Source organism: Streptacidiphilus sp. EB103A (assembly GCF_041261405.1).
In the GTDB taxonomy this organism is placed as follows: Bacteria; Actinomycetota; Actinomycetes; order Streptomycetales; family Streptomycetaceae; genus Streptacidiphilus.
On record NZ_JBGCAQ010000011.1, the window covers coordinates 1 to 15,533 of the forward strand.

Here is a 15,533-nt window from a genome sequence, read left to right on the forward strand (position 1 = left end):
CCACAGGCCGTCAGGAACCAGCCGCTGCGACAGATCAACCCCCATGAAGGTCAATCATGCCGCAGGCCAGCCACCCACCACATGAGACACGCTCTTATTCGCCTTTTGGGTTATTCATCAGAAGCTTTGCTGCGGCGCTTGCGGCCGATCTGTGGTGGCTCGACGCTGGCTTGGACTACGGCAGCAGGGTTGGTCGGTGACGCTTCTGGCTGTGTGCTCCAGTTGGCATGAATGGTCTCCCGGATCGTTGCCAGGTCATTGGTGAGCGGTGGTGGCGGCAGCGTCCGCACCAGCGCCCACCCTGAGGGCGCGCCGTCGGCGACCAGGTTGGCGTAGGCATGGAACCGAGGCAGAGCCATGAAGTCCTCGGGCTCCAGCCCGGGTGCCAGCTTGCTAGCAAGATCGCGAGCGTCGTCAGCCACGGTGGTGAACCCGATGGTGCTCCTGGCGTTTATGTCCACGGCGGTGCGCAGTTCCAACGGGAACTGGCTGCGGAACTGTGCGGCCAGGAGCCAGCCCACTGACAGCGAGCGCGAGATGGCCAGGGCATCGGCCAGCGAGGTCGGCAGGTGAACGAATCTTGGGGCCTCGTCCACGTATATGACCCCTGGGCGCAGGTGGGCATTCGGCTCGGTGGCGCGCTCCTGCACGGCCTGCCAGCATTCCGCGATGACCAGACTGCCGATCAAGCTTGCGACACCCGGCCCAATGAGCCCCTCGTTCAGGGGCACAAGCACGACCTTGTTGGTCCGGAAAACGTCACGCAGTCGGAACCGGCCGCCTCGTTGGTCCAGCATCCGCACCACGGCCGGCCTGAGTAGGAATTGTCGTAGTTTGTTCATGGGTGCAGCCATGACAGCCGCCTGGTTGACCGGTGTGAGGTCGTCGTACCAGGCCCAGAACTGAGCCAGTGCCAAGTCTCCCTGCACACGGCCGACGTAGGGTCGACGGAAGGCCACGTCGGTGAACAACCGGGGCAAATCGGTAAGGGTCGCTGGTGCGCTCGGGCGGCTACCGCGGGCCAGCGTGCGCAAACCGGAGCTGAACAGGTCGGCAGTTCGAGGGCCATAGCCGTCGGCGAACAGCGACTCGAAGACCGCCAGGATCCCGTCCACCACCACATCCGGGTCTCTGCCGGTGACGTCCAACGGGTTGAATCCAACTGGTGTGTCATCAGCGGCGTTCAGTTCGACAATACGGTCGACCTGGTCCTCCCGAACACGGGCCAGGATGTCGTCAATGAGTTGCCGTTTTGGATCAAGGACGACCACCGGACGACCTGCTGCGATGTCCGCGAGGATGAGGTGCAATAGAACGTTTGTCTTCCCAGATCCACTCGGCCCGTAGGCCACGCCGTGGTACGTCGCGTCCTTGGCCGCGATACCGACTAGCCGCTTGTCGCCGGGCGCGGCACTACGAGCAAAGACCCGCTCGCCCTGATGGACGTGCGCTGCTGCCCGCAAGGGCTTGGGATGCAGCGGTGGCATCCCCGGCAGCTCGTCCGAACCCAACGGCCAGCTCAGCAGTCCAGCCAGCTCCGGCACTGAGAGTTTCAGCGGCCAGAGCCAGGGGCGCCGTGCCCTGTTGATGGCAGCCGCCCGATCACCGACCAGCCGTATGCGAGTGCCGGGCCCCTGGGCCACCGTCAGCCCGGACAGCACGCCGAGGAGCAGCCCGGTGCGGCCCTCGCGCGTAGCAGCAGCCGCACCAACCCGGATGGTGGCCATATGGCCGGGGCGTTCGACGCGTCGGCGGAGTCGACCCCGAAGTTCCGCCCCCGCCGGCCTGGTGCCGACCAGCACGGTGTGCACGAGCGGCAGACTGGGATCTTGGAACTCCGCGGGCAAAACAGAAGGCAAGATGCGGGGGCCGAGTATCACCTGGACAACGACCGTCTCGTTCTGACCCAGCGGCATGGCCAGTGCCGACAGCACCGCCTTGGAGACCGCCTCAGGCGCCTCCATGTTCAAGGGCAAGTACGACGGTCGAATGCGGAGCCGACCAGCAGCTGTCACCAACGGGCGAGTTGCACCGTGCCCCGGGTCGTCCTCCAGCAGGCAGCCTGGCAGGAAGTGCCCGAGCAACCGGCCCAGCCGCGCCATGTCCACGGCCCTGGCACCGAGCAGGTGACGCGTCTGGCCGCCTTCGGCACGAACCTCAAATACCAGCCGTGCCGTTTGTCGGTCGGCTGCCAGCCGGCCGAGGAAGGCGAGCACGGCGTCCGCATCGAGGGGTCGCGGCAGATGCAGTCGGACGAACTGGATGCCGCGCTTGGAGACGGCGGTCATCCCGGGCTCGATTCCGAGGACTCGGCCGCTTCCGATGCACGTTGCTGTTCGGCCAGTACCACGGCCAGTAGCACCTTGCCGAGCTTGCGGCTGTCCATCGTCTCCCGTCGATCGCCCTCTATGAAGTAGCGACGTTCCGGGCGCTTGGTCTTGCGTTTGGTCATAGGTCTCCTCTCTCCTTAGAGGTTCGCTTGTGGTGACTGTCGCTCGGCACGGGGTAGTTGAGGATGCGAACATCTGAGTCGATCTCGTTCCCCCACACGAACCAGTCCTGATTGCTCGGGGGACGACGTCGTCCGAACAGCTCTAGGAAGGGTCCTTCGGAGACGCGTTCGATGATCGAATAAATCTCGTCAGGCTTCCTGGAGTGCTCGGTCACCGGCGCGTTGATCCACGTGGGCTGGGACTTGAACTTGACTGGAGCCCTACCGCGTGTGCAGAACAATAGGTGCTCGGTACTGTTCCTCAGATAACTCCCCAGCCCCAAGCGGAACTTGACCCACGTGAGCACGGAGCGGGTGGTGAAGCCCCAGGCTTCGGCGACGTCATACCCGTCCCGAAGTGCGGCATTTGTTACCCAAAGCCACAAATGGGCATCTTCCTCGGCCAGTCCACTGATCGGCATCGACTTGATCTTGTCGAGCGTCATGAGCGAGTAGTGCTGTTGTGCACCTTTCGCCCCCCGTTGCTGGTGGTCCCACGGGGGATCGGCCAGGATCGTCCGGAAGCGGGCGGGTACCGCCCGCGTGGTTGCTATTTCTGTCATGTACCTCCTTTTGCTTATGGCCCGGCAATGTCTTGCGCGCCGGAGCCACCTATATGTGTAGATCACGATGGTGATCTTGAAAACCGTTCGCTCGCTCGAACATTCGACCGAACATGCAGGCGAGCTAACGGTCAGGCGCCCCCGTTACAGGGGTCACATCTGGCAGTGGATCGGGTTGCGAGAATGTTGAAGCTTTATCAACAACACTCGCTCAGAAACGCCGTGTTCTACCAGCGCCGCCGGCGAAGCACCGCCAGGACGACGAGCAGCACCACAGCAGCAGAAACCGCGTATGGCACCAGGGGCCGCAGCAGCTCGTAGGCCCAGTGGGCTCCGAAGCTGATCGCTACAACCAGGGCCAGCGCGCTCAGTACGCGCCGACCCCATCCCTCTGGACTGTTGTTCACTCGGGTTTGTAGTCCGTGTGGTCGGCCGGAGCCGCGAATTCGTCGGTTACCCGCAACTCGGCCCTGAGCCTTTCCTCGGCCTCGGCCAGGTGCCCCTCTTCCAAGTCCCGGAGGAGAATGCTGGTGTCCAGCAACCCCCACCTCCCCTGGTCGAGCAGGCGGCGCAGCTCGCGCAACGCAGTCTTCTGGCTCATCCCCGCCTCCGCTGGTAGGTCGTCCGGGTGAGCTGTTCCTCGGCCCCTCGACGCTGGGCCGCAATGTCGCCCATGGCGTCATGGGCTGCCCCCAAGTGCCGGCCGACGCGCATCCACGGCAGATCGCGGTAGTACTGCCACATCCGGCCACTGCCGACCGCAGTGGCCAGCAGCACCAGGTCGATCAACGTGGCCATCAGTCGAGCTCCGCGCTGAACTGGGCCACGCTCCGGGCAATGCCGGCTACCGTGACGTTCACGATGAGCGCGATGGCCTCGGCAGCGTCCGGGTTGACGGATTCGGCCTGTCGCTGGATGGCCTTGAGGTAGCTCACTTCGGAGATGGCGAACTCGCCGACCGCCGACTTGGCGTGCACCTTGCTCTGCTCGATCCTGGTCACCCCGACGACTCGTGTGATCTCACGCCTGGCGTACGCCGGCAGTAGCACGCCGCCCGTGCCTGACTTCATCATTTCGTTTGCCATGAATCGGCGACTCCTCCCACAGCGGCCGGACTTGCTGTCCAACCTCGTGAGAACGACTCTGCCTGGGTTGCCCCAGTTGCGGCCCAAAGTGGGGTAGAAGTGGGATCAGGGCCGGAAGGGGACAACAAGTGCCTGCGCAGCAACCAGCTCGGAATCAGCGCCCAGACGTCGTGACCGACCTGAAGTACCTACGCAAGGGCCGCGGTCTGACGCTTGACCGTCTTCAGAAGGCCGAAGCCGTCCTCAGGACCTGTGGTGGCTACGACCAGCCAACCGAAACGGTGCTGGAACGATTGCTTACGGCTCTCCGGTCCATCCAGGACACGCGGGGCGGTCCGGCTCTGTGGGCGGCATTCGGCATCGACCCTGACAGCGCCGACGAATTGGCCGACCGAAGAGCGGCATACGCAACTAGCGTCAGCCGGCAGCCCTACACCGTCCGCGAGTGGGAAGACACCGCCCTGGACGAGTTGGCCTTGCGGCTGCTCAGCGCCTTCTATGCCGGAGCGCCGACGCCGGACAAGCTGCCCGTGCCGCATGGTGGCTTGCTGATTCGCAGTCTCAGCGTGGTCTGCGTCATCCGTGACCGGCGGTTCTTCGAGTCGCACCAGACGCGGGAGGTCATCTCGCTGGTGGACGGAGCCGCAGGCTTCATCTACGGCACCTACAGCCCAACTGAGTTGAGTGACGGCCGGGGTTGCACGATCAGCCTGCACAAGACCACACCGAACGGCGTGCTGCACAAGGTCATGTTTCCGTACCCCCTGAGGCGCGGCCAGGCGCACACGTTCAGCTTCCGCGAGCGTGTGCCTGCTGAAGCAGTCGAGGAGCGTCCACCAACCGAAGACTTCTCAGGCCAGACGTTCGAGAGTCCGGCGCTGCGCTACCGGGTGGAAGTCTGCTTCCTCGGTGAACGACCGGCGATGATCTGGGCTTACGACAAGCTCAGCCGTATCGAGCGACCTGGTGAGCCCGAGGAGGGCCAGCTCATCCCGATCGGGGACGGCGGGTTGGCTGCTGCGCAGTTCCACGAGCTGTACGGAGGACTGTGCGCGGGGGTGGCGTGGCGGTGGCAGCCTTCCGCCTGAGCTTTCCTGCTCAACACTGCTTTAGGTCCATAGTCCCTCGATTTTGGGGCACGATGTAGACCTCGGAGATGTAACCGATGCGGCCGTCCGACCAGAGGGCGCGGTACCAGAGATCCGAGCTCGCAACGCCCTTGTTCCGGCTGATACCTGCGGATGTGAAGTCTGCGTTGGTCATCTCTTCGCCGTGCGTCCAGCATGACACTACGAGTTTCGCGCCGCTCGACATCTCTGTCCCTTGAAGCTTGCAGCCGCGGGTACCACAGCGAGAGATCGTCTCAGAAGAGAGATAGGACGGCGAGGAGTCTTCTATGAGCTCCGATGGTCCAATCGCGACCTTATTTTGTACGATCACTGAGGCAAACGACTGGAAGTGCTTGGGACTTGAGGCAGTTAGAAGTGTCACTACCGACACCACGCCAAAGCAGGTAATGCCTCCGACGACCGTTAGACGGAGACGCTTCTTTGACCATTGGGCCTTTTGCCGATCCGAGGTTACAGCTTCACACTCGCTGGGCTCTTGCTGAACTGGCGCCCTTTCATTGGCTTCGCTGTCCTCGACCCGATCTACCAGATTGGTCGACGCCGCTGCGGACGCACTGCCAAGATTCTCAGAATGATTTTCCACCCAAGGTGGCACGATGTCCTCCTGGGCCACAGGATTGCCACTGTCTAAGGCGCGTCGTATTTGGATCCAATACGAGCGCCAAGTCTCAGAGGTCCCACCGCAAGCCTCAGCCAACGCCAGCGTCACCTTCAAGGTGGGCAGCCGGCGCCCAGCAGTTGCTTCCTGCAGGGTGCTGATCGAATAGGTGGTCCGCTGTGCGAGCTGGGCGTAGGTCAGCCCTGACGCAGCGCGTAGGTCGCGCAGCCAGAAGGCCAGCTCACGAACGGGTGATCCATCTCGGGTTAACGCTCGCTCGGGCCGCCCCGCTGATCTTCCCACTGGCCCCCCAGTTTTCCGAATCTTGCAGCCTATTATCCGGATCAGCGGCCTGATTGTCCAGCTGGGAGGCTTGCGCACACCAGGCGGTGCCATCGCATTTTCCAGAATAGTGCGAATCTCCTGCGTGGGTCTTGCTTTGCACGCTGACTCCTGAAGAATTGGTTACACCGCGTCAAGGACAGCGTTAGTCGGACGCGCAAAAATAGGGTATGAAGGGAGGTGGGAAAATGAGCGAGCTGGCAACCCAGGGCCAACAGAGTGACGCCGATCGGCGAATCACTCTACTGGAGGCTCTGGCATTGGGGACTGACGCCTTTGGCGTAAGTCGATCCAACCAGTCGACGCCGCCGGTTCCTCCGGATGCGGACGACCAGTAGCTGAGACGGGCGCATGCAACACCGATTCGCCCGATCGACGCCGTTGCGTCATTTATGGGCACGTTCGGAGACACAGGGTAGAGCGGAGGTGAAGAGAAATGAGTATTCTTGTGCAGCGCGAGGAGGAATGTAACCCTCGCATCACGGTACTGGAAGCACTGGCAGAGGAGACCGACGCCGTAGGCCTGAGCCGTTCCAACCAGTCGACTCCGCCTGCTGGCGAAGCAGACGATCAGTAGCCTTCCGGCATCACGGTGGCGGCCCATGCATTGTCCAGGATTTGGTGAATTATGGGCCGCCCCTATGCATTGCCTATTCTATATTTTACAATATGGGAAATCTGATCTAAAATTGAAAATATATGAAGTATCTCGATTTATCAAAGGAGTTGGTCTTACTGCTCGAAGAGGATCAGAAAGATTGGAAGAGCCTTGGAAAGCTGTACTGGACTGAGGGAAGAACCCCAAGGTACCTTCGCGAGCGTGAGGCATTGTATGGGCATGTTGACGCGCGACTTGGGAGAGCGCTAGAGATCCTTCGCAAGATTGGCGAACCGTCGCTCAGCAATATTGGACGAGATGGCTCAGTGGCTCTCTCCGTGTTAGCTATTCATGCCTCGCGCGAGCCGTTGGAAGAGATTCTAGCGGCCTTCCAGAAGTGCTACGACCGAGACAAGGACGACTGTGCTTATGACTTAATCCCCGCGATGCTCGATTGGGTCTTGGTTCAGAAAGGACAACCGCAGGAGTTCGGCACACAGTGGTTGTTCGACGAGGAAAAGTACCCGTTCTTGCCGACTGTTGCTCGTTTTACCACAGTTGTCGAACTTAACAGTCGTCGGGCAGCATACGGCCGGGAACCATATCGTTGGCCCAAGTCGCTGGCAATTCCCGAAGATGAACAACCATGGTTGAAGCGACCGCTCTCTGAAGCAGTTATGCGAATGCCGGCCGAAGATGAGCTTGACCGCATCACAAATCGAAAGTAGCTTCCTGGCCTCTGGGCCAACGTCGTGCCCACGAGAAGGGAAATTCCAATGACCAAGAATCCCATCCTCATCGCAGCAGCAACCTTTGATGAGCACGCTTATGGCCCCGTGAGTCGTCTACTCGAAGCAAGGGGGTATCCGGTCATCGTCTATAAGACGGACAGGGTGCTCGGCGGCCAGGATCGCTTGGTGATTGGCGTCAAGGGGGGAGTGCTTTCAGCCGATTACGAGGGCGTCTCAATCCTGCCTGAGCACTTGAGTGCCGCCTGGTATCGCAAGATCGCGAGCTTCGGCCTTCCCGACGCTGGCAAGCAATTGGCAAAGCAGCTCTATATGAATAACGAGGTTCGCGCCCTTCACGATACGATCTGGCCCCAGTTCTATCCGGAGGGGGTATGGCTCAGCTCGCCTGCAAAATTAGCCAAGGCAGACAGGAAGCTCGGCCAGCTACTGATTGCACATGAGATCGGTTTTGAGGTTCCAGATACTGTGGTAAGCAGCGACTGGGATGCCATCGCAGAAGCGCTCCTACCTGACGGCCGCGCCCGGATAATCGTGAAGATGATGAGGGGTGTCATCAGCGAAGGAAACACCGTCAAAGCCCTGCCAACTACCATCCTCGACAAGATGCGCGTTGACGAGATAAAGGACGCTACTTCTCCGTTTCCGGGGCTGTATCAGCCGTATGTGGAGAAGGCCCGCGAGTGGCGCGTAACCGTGGTCGGATCAGAGGTCTTTCCTGCGGCGATCTACACAGACGCGAAAGCAAAGGATGACTGGCGCAAGCACCAGAATGGTACAGGTGTTCAGTTCAGGAAAGGCGATCTTCCCGAGGGTATAGCCGAACTCTGCATCCAATACTTGGAAGCAATGGGGCTTGGGTTCGGCGCTTTCGACTTCATCGAGCGGCCGGACGGAAGCATCGTCTTCCTGGAGTGTAACGCAAACGGTCAGTACGGCTGGTTGGAAGAAGATCTCGGGTTGCCGATTTCAGGGGCAATCGCTGCCGAGCTTGTAAGGATTGCTCAGCAAAGGGGATAAACTTGCTCCCGTTGGCGTACCAATGAGTGACTTACTGACGTGCTGGTTCATATAGTGATACCCCAAGTGCCAGCGTCATGCAGCAAATGAAAGGAGTCCCGGCCACTGGCCGGGACTCCTTCTGTTGCATCACTGCTGCCGCACCTACACCCCGAACTCACCACTCCGCACGCCGGACACGAACGCACTCCACTCCGCTGGGGTGAAGCGCAGCACAGGGCCGCCCTGGTCCTTGCTGTCGCGGACAGCCTTGCCACCGTCGGCCAGTGGGGCAACCTCCACGCAGTCACCTTGCTGGCCACTGAAGCTGGACTTGACGAACGGGCCAACGATCTCTGGATTGGTCATGGTGCTTCCTCTGGTCATCGGGGTCACAGCCCATCCGCAATCTGCTGAATGAGCGCCAAGGAGTCAGCCGGGCTGAGAGCGCCGGCCCGCAGGTGGTCGAACGCACCGGAGAAGGCTTCAACCTCACCGGGCTTGTCCATGAAGAGCGTGCCGGTCAGATTCTCGACGTAGGCAACGCTGCCGTCGTTGCCGGGAAAGTCGAACAGCACGAAGGAGCTGTGGACGCCAGCATGGGCCCCGGCCGCGAACGGCAGCACCTGCAAGGTGACGTTCGACAGCTGGGTGAGCTGTGCCAGGTGTTGGAGCTGTTCGGCCATGACAGCAGCGCCACCGACAAGCTGGCGGATGGCGCCCTCGGTGACGATCATCCAGAGCTTCGGCGGATGCACATTGTCCAGAATGATCTTTTGTCGGTCGGTCCGCACCTTGATGAGCGAGTCGACGTGGCCAGGATCAAGTACAGCCGGCCCGGCGGTGGTGACGTGACGGATGTAGTCCGGCGTCTGAGCCAAGCCCGGCAGGATCATGCCTTGGAAGGTACGGATGCTGGTAGCCGACGCTTCCAGGGCAATGAAGTCTCGGTACTCCCGTGGCAGGGCGTCCTCGTAGGCCAGCCACCAACCTTGGGTACGGGCATCCTTGGCGGCCTGGACGAAGTTCTCGACCTCCGCGGGGTCGGTAACGCCGTACATGGCCAGCATGGCCTTGAGGTCAGTGCGGGCTACGCGCACCTCGCCGCTCTCGATGCGGCTGACCTTGGCCTGGGAGAAGCCCAGCTCTGAGGCAACCGCTTCGGCCGTCAGGTTGGCCTTGCGTCGGAGTTGGCGCAGGTCTGCCCCCAGGCGGCGGCTGCGGATGGTCTGGGCCATGGCTCTCCTTGTCGATGTAGCTGTCAGTCTGCCCGGTAGGCCATGCATAACGCTAGCAAGTAAATCTGCATACTTGCAGATTGGGACTTGCACATGGCGTAGTTGCATGGCTACCGTAGGGGCAGTTGGTAACGCCCCGTCAGACGCCTTGTGGCGCTTGCGGTGGGGCCAACTCCCTTGCAGGCAGCCATTTTTCCAGCCTGCCAACCCAAGCACCGTGAGGTGATCTCTGGTGACGAACGACCGAACATCCTTTGGGTTCCCCTGTACCGCCGAGTCAGTGCCGGAAGCCCGCAGGGCAGTACGGCACACCGTCCTACGCTGGGGCATCCCTGAGGAGACCGTCGACACAGCCGAGTTGCTGGTCAGTGAGCTGGTGACCAACGTCGTGCTGCATGCCCACGGCAGCCGCACCTACCGCATCGTCTGCCAACTGCGGCAGGAGCTGCTGACGGTGACCGTCATTGACCACGGGCGCGGAGTTCCGAAGCGCCGTAATAGCCCGGATGACGCCACCTCCGGCCGCGGACTGTTCCTCGTCGAGCAACTGGCTGACGACTGGGGCACGCGCGGCGTACTCCGCGGCAAGGCCACGTTCTTTGTGCTCAAGGTGCCCGAAAGGACACTGGCGGCGGGCGAGTTGGCCACAAGGAGGTTTCCTGGTGGGCGACAGCTCCGATACGACCCCGGGGTTACGGATGCCGATCTGCCCCACGGACTCCGGCATGTACCGTCTGGACTTCGGCCCGGAGGGTGAACGCCGCGAACTGCTCACCACCGCCCAGCTCATGACGCTCGTCATTGAAGCCGCCCGCGAACTGGGCTTGGCACTCACCGCACCGCCGCGTTCCCCCTGATCGGGAACGTCAGTACTAACCCATGGCGACCGAATCGGGTCAGGGTCGCACCCAGAAGTCCAACCACCGCAGGAAGGCACAGCCATGCCCAAAGCCGACACCCACAGCGACCCGCTCAAGGAAGCAGCCGACGCTGCCCAGGAGCTGGCCGACGCCTTGAAGCTGGCGGAGTTCACACTGCCCTCGCTCCGTCGTGACTTCCCAGTGGCCGGAAGGCCGTTGGTCCAACTCGGCGGTGCTCCCGCAGACTTGGTGCGCCAGCTGGCAGCCTGGGTGCGGGAGCGAGCATGAGCCGCCAATGGGTCCGCGTCGTGAAGATGACCACCGTCCCGACCCGGATGCCGCGCCACCGGTTGTCGGAAGCGCAGTGCATCTCCCCACGAGTCTTCTGGTGAAGCCGGTGTGGCTGAGTAGCCAGAGCTGTGGTGTCTCCAGCATGCTGGCCGAACCCAAGATCTCGGCTACGAGTCGGTGTTCACCAGAAGACTCGTGGGGAGCCGAGGGTGGACATTCGGTGGACCTGCGGCACCGCCGTCGAGACGACCGCCCTTCATTGCTAGCATCCGACGACCATGAGAAAATGGAACCATGCAATGGAGCATGGAATGAAGAATCGCGTTGACTGGACGGACGAGCGACTCAGCTCAAGTGTCTATGAGGACATGGTGGCCGTGCTCATTAGTCGGCTTCATCCTGAGGCTCAGCGAATTGATGGCGCCGGCGGGGATGGCGGCAAAGATGTACAACTTCCACTACCTACGGGGTTGGAAATCTTTGAGCTAAAGAGCTTCACTGGGCGCGTCGGCAAAAGTCAACGAGATCAAATCAAGCGATCACTCAAGCGAGCCGCAACTCACAACCCGGTTGTATGGTACTTGGTGGTCCCTATCGACCATAACGATGCCGAACTCAAGTGGTTTGACGGATTGACGAGCCCCTACTCGTTTGATTGCTACTGGCGAGGCAAGACTTGGCTCGATGGAAAGATGGCTAAACATCCAGACCTGCCTCGCTACTATCTTGAGGGCAGTAAGGACGAGATCTTTCGTCTCCTGAAGGAGATCAATAGTGAGCAAGCCGGTCTTACTCAAGGGGTACCGGATCTCGTTGAACGCGTCCGAGTTCTCAAGGACCGACTCAACGACCTCGACCCGCATTACTCCTTCGGTTTCTCAGTTACCCCCGACGGAGCTGTAAATGTTACGGTCGCACCTCGTTATCCAGGCGCAGAGAATGACCGCCCCATCACAATCGGCGGATCCTTTCATTTCCCCGAAACGGTAGTGGGGAGAGCGGTCGCTCAAGCCCTCGAAGACACCTTCAATTACGGGACGTCGAGCGTCATCCCGGCCGAGTACATCCAACGACTAGACATCGACGCGCCAGTTGGCCTAGGAAGCAACTTCGAGGGCGGAGAGCTGCGCTTGGAGGCGGTCGTCAACACTCCCCCAGAAGATCTTCGCGTAGTATTTCGCATCCAAGATGAGCGCGGCCTAATTGCCGCCCAGATGCCTTTCATGGCTACGGAAAGCACAGTAGGGCAACGCGGGGGCATGCTGAAACTCTCAGATCTCAACTCCATTGTGTCCATTCAAGCGCGAATCGACGCGCAGGAGCACCGGATCAATCTTCACTACGAACACCGTGATCCGCCTGGTTCGCTCCCCGGAAAGCTGCTACCAGCGGCGATCTTCTTTCGTGAGATGAAGCCTGGGCGCCATCTTGTCATGCTGGTGAATGGAAAAGAGATTGGGCCACCGATTGCCATCTCGGAGAGCGGGACTGAGAAGTACGCCCAACATGCAGCACTCCTTAAACTAATCGACGATGTTCAACGAAGCAGTGGCGTTTATTTCCCTATGCCAAGCACTCTGACTAGCGATGAGGTCGAAGCCCTCCAAGAAGCCCATGCCTACCTGACGCGCGAAGAATTCTCAGGCGAGTGGACAACGCTACGAATCGAAACGACCCCCGAGGGACTGACGCGATTCCAGGAGCAATTCAGAGAGGGAGAGGTTCGCGACATGTGGTTCACTGAGCCCCTGGTCGTAGAACTCGGTGGAGACTCCTACTTCCTCGGCATTGCCAGGAAGAATCTCGCGACCGCCCGCATCGTTGAAGTGGCCGAAGCTGCCGGAGAGACCAGCCCGCCTGCGATCATTCTGAGGCCGGGATCGGACTCAACTGTCACGGTAACCATGCTCTCCACCGAGGAACAAGGAGTAGAACTCCCTCCCGCTGCAAGCTAACCGCTTCGACCCATATCCGTAATTGGCTCGCTCGCGTCCACCTCCTCGGTCACCATGGATGCCATGCCGAAGGATGAAGCCCTAGAGCGCGAGGACGCCGTACTCAAGCTCGTCTGCGACGGGCTGAGTAACGAACGGCGCACCCTTACAGTCGTCGGCCGCCCCGACAATGAGAAGCACGCCCTGACCGTGGACGCCTTGATCGAGGTCACGGAGGGAGGTGCCTCCCGTACCTGGGCGGCAGACATTGCCTTGGCCTCCAAGAAGTTCGACAGGCAGATCCCAGCGGCCATGAAGCAGCTCGAAGACAACCTCCTGCCGCGCCTGGAGGAGCTGGCCGCCAAGTTCGACCGTGCGGTGATGGTGGGCTGCAAGCCGTTCGTCAGGTCAGACCGACATACCCGCAACGGATGGAACGCCCTGATGCGCGAGTACGAGGAGAACATCTTCGTCCGAGTCGCAGTCGCTGCGGTCCGGCCGACGGGGATGTGGCATGACTCCGAGGTCAGCATCAGCTGGCAGGGGCCTGGCTCATCATTCTGGGAGGGCCGCCGCGTTCTGCTGAGCTATCACGATCCCAAGATCGAAGAGGGATTCCGTTTCTCCCCCGCCGTCGAGAAGAAGCTCCAGGTGCAACTTGCCCGGGCCCAAGCCGCCGGGTACCCCACCATCCTGATCCTCGACCAGAAACCGCCCACCTATGTGCGGTGGACCATCAACAGCGAGCCGACGCCCTACGACATCGGCTGTGGGTTGGCCTTCGCTACGTCCTGGCTCAAGGGGAAGCTCGATGTTGGAGTGTTGGTTCAGTCTGACGATAGCGTGCACGTGGTGTACGGCTCCTTGAGCGCACTGGCGGAACCGGAGGAGACGTAGATCCTGTCTGAGCCAAGGTGACGCTTGGTCAGCCAGACTCAGTCAGCCCTAAAGCGCGTCACTCGCTCTCCAGCTCCCACACGAACGTCACCCCAGACCGTGGCCAGACCCACCCGTCGAAGCTGACCTCAACGGCTGGTGTCGGTACTGATGCTGGCGTCTGGGACAACCGGCTCGGCGTCGCGCTGGCGATGAAGGGCAGGGTGTTCACCGAGCGGATGCCGCAGCCGCCGTAGCGTAGGGCAATCTTCAAGCCCTTGGTAGATGTCCCGACGTTGAGGTACAGCAGATGACCGTGTTGCCGGACGAGCACGCGGTAGGTGTAGGAAACCGTCACCTCGCGAGGTGACGACGAGGGCCCACCTTCGTCGTCAGAGGGCCGGCCGGATGGTGTGACGGTGAAGCTCTGCCCGCGGTTGCGCTTCGAGCGGCGGATCACTTGGTCCCGACCGTCCACCGTGAACTGCAGCAACTCAAAGGCTTCGGTAGAACCACCGTGCAGATCACCGACGGGCTTGAAGTACCAAACCAGTCCTGACTGTGGGTCCAGGAGTAGATCCCGGTACTCCTGTTGGTCGCTGGTAGCGGAGAAGCGCATCTCGGGCCTGGTGGGCACGACCCGATAGTCGTGGCGAACTGTGGCTACGAACATAGCTGGCTCGTCCTTGCCGCCATCCCAAGGCGCCAGATCCACCGTGATGATGCAGTTCTTCCGTCGCTCCGGCGACTGGATGACTTGCTGCCGTATGTCGGCGTAGACATCCGCGGCCAGGCCGCTGTCACCGAGCTGGAGAGCCAACGCGTTCCGGGTGATCTGGTCGAGGGTCTTGTCGTTGGTCACCCGGGCAAGGTCCTCGGCGTTGAACGCGAAGCCGTCAATGACGGCATCGCGAATGCTCGGTACTTCTTCCTTCACGACACGGTGGAAGAGCCGGACGGTGCGGGCGTCAGCCACCTCGCCCGTGAAGTACTGCCAGGCGACAGCCAACAGCCCGGTGGTGAACAGTCCCGACCCGATGTCGCTGACCGGCAGGTTGTGGAGCCCCGACCAGTTCGGCTGGCCGGCAGCCCAGTGAGCTAAGAACAGCAGACCCAGACCGACCACTGTCAGAAGCATCGCCAGGATGGTGAGCTTGGCCTTGTAGAGACGGTGAAGCAGATCTTGCATTACAAGATCAAGTATATCAAATGTAGCTTTTGATCCAAGACCTTTCTGGTCGGCCGGGAAAGACGAACGAACCCCGGGAGCAGCTGTCTCCCGGGGTTCCTACTTGCATGGGCGGCGACAGGAGGTCGCCGCGGTGCGGGTGGGGTCAGCCTCCGCCGCCACCGTCACCATTCGTGAGTCCGATGCGCATACTCCACCTCCCCTCGGGGGGCCATGGCCAGCACGAAGAATCGTGCTGGAACCAGGTCGAATCCGGCAACTCCAACGATATCCGATGTTGGGATATTTGCATAGCTGGCAGTCCGCTGGTGCGGTGGACAAGTCGATCTATTCCGCCGAGTACCTGCGGCTTTGTGTTCTACTCCGGGACCTGCGCCGCGAAGCAGGCTTGACGCAGGTTCAGGTTGCCGCGGCACTCGACGAGCCACAGTCATTCGTAAGCAAGTACGAATCCGGGGAACGACGGCTCGACGTCATCGAGCTGGGTCACGTAGCCAAGGCGCTTGGCGTGACGATCCAGAAAGTGTTGGAGCGGCTGGAGGGCTGAAGCCACTTTCACCAAGATTCCCTGTCATTGCGTTGCTTGATGC

At 61.2% G+C, this 15,533-nt stretch carries 20 protein-coding genes; 9 read left to right on the forward strand and 11 right to left on the reverse strand.

Annotated features, from left to right (window positions below; translation table 11 throughout):
- Positions 1-110: 110 nt before the first annotated feature.
- From ABH941_RS19020 to ABH941_RS19050, 7 genes are all read right to left on the reverse strand, one after another.
- A complete protein-coding gene (locus tag ABH941_RS19020; protein WP_370130569.1) occupies positions 111-2,288 on the reverse strand; it encodes a type IV secretory system conjugative DNA transfer family protein in 2,178 nt (725 codons plus the stop codon).
- On the reverse strand, positions 2,285-2,452 hold the full coding sequence (locus ABH941_RS19025; RefSeq protein WP_370130570.1) for a hypothetical protein: 168 nt from the start codon (positions 2,450-2,452) through the stop codon (positions 2,285-2,287). The genes ABH941_RS19020 and ABH941_RS19025 overlap by 4 nt, the downstream gene beginning before the upstream one ends.
- Entirely contained in the window at positions 2,449-3,054 is a 606-nt protein-coding gene (locus tag ABH941_RS19030) for an MT-A70 family methyltransferase (protein ID WP_370130571.1), read from the reverse strand. The genes ABH941_RS19025 and ABH941_RS19030 overlap by 4 nt, the downstream gene beginning before the upstream one ends.
- Positions 3,055-3,281: 227 nt before the next feature.
- Positions 3,282-3,461, reverse strand: coding sequence for a hypothetical protein (locus ABH941_RS19035; protein ID WP_370130572.1), 180 nt, complete (start codon positions 3,459-3,461; stop codon positions 3,282-3,284).
- A complete protein-coding gene (locus ABH941_RS19040; protein ID WP_370130573.1) occupies positions 3,458-3,655 on the reverse strand; it encodes a hypothetical protein in 198 nt (65 codons plus the stop codon). Before ABH941_RS19040 ends, ABH941_RS19035 begins: the two co-directional genes overlap by 4 nt.
- Positions 3,652-3,852, reverse strand: a complete 201-nt coding sequence (locus ABH941_RS19045) for a hypothetical protein (RefSeq protein ID WP_370130575.1) — start codon at positions 3,850-3,852, stop codon at positions 3,652-3,654. The genes ABH941_RS19040 and ABH941_RS19045 overlap by 4 nt, the downstream gene beginning before the upstream one ends.
- Positions 3,852-4,139, reverse strand: a complete 288-nt coding sequence (locus ABH941_RS19050; protein ID WP_370130576.1) for a hypothetical protein — start codon at positions 4,137-4,139, stop codon at positions 3,852-3,854. The genes ABH941_RS19045 and ABH941_RS19050 overlap by 1 nt, the downstream gene beginning before the upstream one ends.
- Before the next feature lie 170 nt (positions 4,140-4,309).
- Between ABH941_RS19050 and ABH941_RS19055 the strand changes: the two genes are divergently transcribed.
- Positions 4,310-5,227 carry a hypothetical protein gene (locus ABH941_RS19055; protein WP_370130577.1) on the forward strand — a complete coding sequence of 306 codons (918 nt, stop codon included), beginning with the start codon at positions 4,310-4,312 and terminating at the stop codon, positions 5,225-5,227.
- Positions 5,228-5,237: 10 nt separating this feature from the next.
- Here ABH941_RS19055 and ABH941_RS19060 read toward each other — a convergent pair whose 3' ends face one another.
- Positions 5,238-6,263 carry a helix-turn-helix domain-containing protein gene (locus tag ABH941_RS19060; RefSeq protein WP_370130579.1) on the reverse strand — a complete coding sequence of 342 codons (1,026 nt, stop codon included), beginning with the start codon at positions 6,261-6,263 and terminating at the stop codon, positions 5,238-5,240.
- A 645-nt stretch (positions 6,264-6,908) separates the two neighbouring features.
- On the opposite strand from ABH941_RS19060, the gene ABH941_RS19065 reads away from it, so the two are divergent.
- Both ABH941_RS19065 and ABH941_RS19070 read left to right on the forward strand, forming a co-directional pair.
- On the forward strand, positions 6,909-7,535 hold the full coding sequence (locus tag ABH941_RS19065; RefSeq protein WP_370130580.1) for a hypothetical protein: 627 nt from the start codon (positions 6,909-6,911) through the stop codon (positions 7,533-7,535).
- Between the two features lie 48 nt (positions 7,536-7,583).
- Positions 7,584-8,576: a hypothetical protein gene (locus ABH941_RS19070; RefSeq protein WP_370130582.1), complete on the forward strand. Its 993-nt coding sequence runs from the start codon at positions 7,584-7,586 to the stop codon at positions 8,574-8,576.
- A gap of 144 nt (positions 8,577-8,720) precedes the next feature.
- On the opposite strand, the gene ABH941_RS19075 is transcribed toward ABH941_RS19070, so the two are convergent.
- Both ABH941_RS19075 and ABH941_RS19080 read right to left on the reverse strand, forming a co-directional pair.
- Entirely contained in the window at positions 8,721-8,924 is a 204-nt protein-coding gene (locus ABH941_RS19075) for a DUF397 domain-containing protein (RefSeq protein ID WP_370130583.1), read from the reverse strand.
- A gap of 23 nt (positions 8,925-8,947) precedes the next feature.
- Positions 8,948-9,793, reverse strand: coding sequence for a helix-turn-helix domain-containing protein (locus ABH941_RS19080; RefSeq protein ID WP_370130585.1), 846 nt, complete (start codon positions 9,791-9,793; stop codon positions 8,948-8,950).
- Positions 9,794-10,025: 232 nt separating this feature from the next.
- Between ABH941_RS19080 and ABH941_RS19085 the strand changes: the two genes are divergently transcribed.
- The 5 genes from ABH941_RS19085 (at position 10,026) to ABH941_RS19105 (ending at position 13,775) form a co-directional block, all read left to right on the forward strand.
- Positions 10,026-10,550 carry an ATP-binding protein gene (locus tag ABH941_RS19085; RefSeq protein WP_370130587.1) on the forward strand — a complete coding sequence of 175 codons (525 nt, stop codon included), beginning with the start codon at positions 10,026-10,028 and terminating at the stop codon, positions 10,548-10,550.
- Positions 10,519-10,650: a hypothetical protein gene (locus ABH941_RS19090; protein ID WP_370130589.1), complete on the forward strand. Its 132-nt coding sequence runs from the start codon at positions 10,519-10,521 to the stop codon at positions 10,648-10,650. Before ABH941_RS19085 ends, ABH941_RS19090 begins: the two co-directional genes overlap by 32 nt.
- Before the next feature lie 84 nt (positions 10,651-10,734).
- Complete coding sequence (locus ABH941_RS19095) at positions 10,735-10,941, forward strand: hypothetical protein (protein ID WP_370130591.1); 207 nt, start codon at positions 10,735-10,737, stop codon at positions 10,939-10,941.
- Between the two features lie 281 nt (positions 10,942-11,222).
- Positions 11,223-12,899: a hypothetical protein gene (locus ABH941_RS19100; RefSeq protein WP_370130593.1), complete on the forward strand. Its 1,677-nt coding sequence runs from the start codon at positions 11,223-11,225 to the stop codon at positions 12,897-12,899.
- Positions 12,900-12,962: 63 nt separating this feature from the next.
- On the forward strand, positions 12,963-13,775 hold the full coding sequence (locus ABH941_RS19105; protein ID WP_370130595.1) for a hypothetical protein: 813 nt from the start codon (positions 12,963-12,965) through the stop codon (positions 13,773-13,775).
- Between the two features lie 58 nt (positions 13,776-13,833).
- Here ABH941_RS19105 and ABH941_RS19110 read toward each other — a convergent pair whose 3' ends face one another.
- Positions 13,834-14,943, reverse strand: a complete 1,110-nt coding sequence (locus tag ABH941_RS19110) for a hypothetical protein (RefSeq protein ID WP_370130597.1) — start codon at positions 14,941-14,943, stop codon at positions 13,834-13,836.
- 313 nt (positions 14,944-15,256) lie between these two features.
- Between ABH941_RS19110 and ABH941_RS19115 the strand changes: the two genes are divergently transcribed.
- Complete coding sequence (locus ABH941_RS19115) at positions 15,257-15,490, forward strand: helix-turn-helix domain-containing protein (protein WP_370130599.1); 234 nt, start codon at positions 15,257-15,259, stop codon at positions 15,488-15,490.
- The last annotated feature ends 43 nt before the right edge of the window (positions 15,491-15,533 follow it).

Coding starts and splice junctions, on each gene's coding strand:
- ABH941_RS19075 (WP_370130583.1), bottom strand. CDS start 8,924: ATGACCAATCCAGAGATCGTTGGCCCGTTCGTCAAGTCCAGCTTCAGT.
- ABH941_RS19050 (WP_370130576.1), bottom strand. CDS start 4,139: ATGGCAAACGAAATGATGAAGTCAGGCACGGGCGGCGTGCTACTGCCG.
- ABH941_RS19100 (WP_370130593.1), top strand. CDS start 11,223: ATGAGAAAATGGAACCATGCAATGGAGCATGGAATGAAGAATCGCGTT.
- ABH941_RS19065 (WP_370130580.1), top strand. CDS start 6,909: ATGAAGTATCTCGATTTATCAAAGGAGTTGGTCTTACTGCTCGAAGAG.
- ABH941_RS19040 (WP_370130573.1), bottom strand. CDS start 3,655: ATGAGCCAGAAGACTGCGTTGCGCGAGCTGCGCCGCCTGCTCGACCAG.
- ABH941_RS19105 (WP_370130595.1), top strand. CDS start 12,963: ATGCCGAAGGATGAAGCCCTAGAGCGCGAGGACGCCGTACTCAAGCTC.
- ABH941_RS19110 (WP_370130597.1), bottom strand. CDS start 14,943: ATGCAAGATCTGCTTCACCGTCTCTACAAGGCCAAGCTCACCATCCTG.
- ABH941_RS19025 (WP_370130570.1), bottom strand. CDS start 2,452: ATGACCAAACGCAAGACCAAGCGCCCGGAACGTCGCTACTTCATAGAG.
- ABH941_RS19060 (WP_370130579.1), bottom strand. CDS start 6,263: ATGGCACCGCCTGGTGTGCGCAAGCCTCCCAGCTGGACAATCAGGCCG.
- ABH941_RS19020 (WP_370130569.1), bottom strand. CDS start 2,288: ATGACCGCCGTCTCCAAGCGCGGCATCCAGTTCGTCCGACTGCATCTG.
- ABH941_RS19080 (WP_370130585.1), bottom strand. CDS start 9,793: ATGGCCCAGACCATCCGCAGCCGCCGCCTGGGGGCAGACCTGCGCCAA.
- ABH941_RS19070 (WP_370130582.1), top strand. CDS start 7,584: ATGACCAAGAATCCCATCCTCATCGCAGCAGCAACCTTTGATGAGCAC.
- ABH941_RS19030 (WP_370130571.1), bottom strand. CDS start 3,054: ATGACAGAAATAGCAACCACGCGGGCGGTACCCGCCCGCTTCCGGACG.
- ABH941_RS19090 (WP_370130589.1), top strand. CDS start 10,519: ATGTACCGTCTGGACTTCGGCCCGGAGGGTGAACGCCGCGAACTGCTC.
- ABH941_RS19095 (WP_370130591.1), top strand. CDS start 10,735: ATGCCCAAAGCCGACACCCACAGCGACCCGCTCAAGGAAGCAGCCGAC.
- ABH941_RS19045 (WP_370130575.1), bottom strand. CDS start 3,852: ATGGCCACGTTGATCGACCTGGTGCTGCTGGCCACTGCGGTCGGCAGT.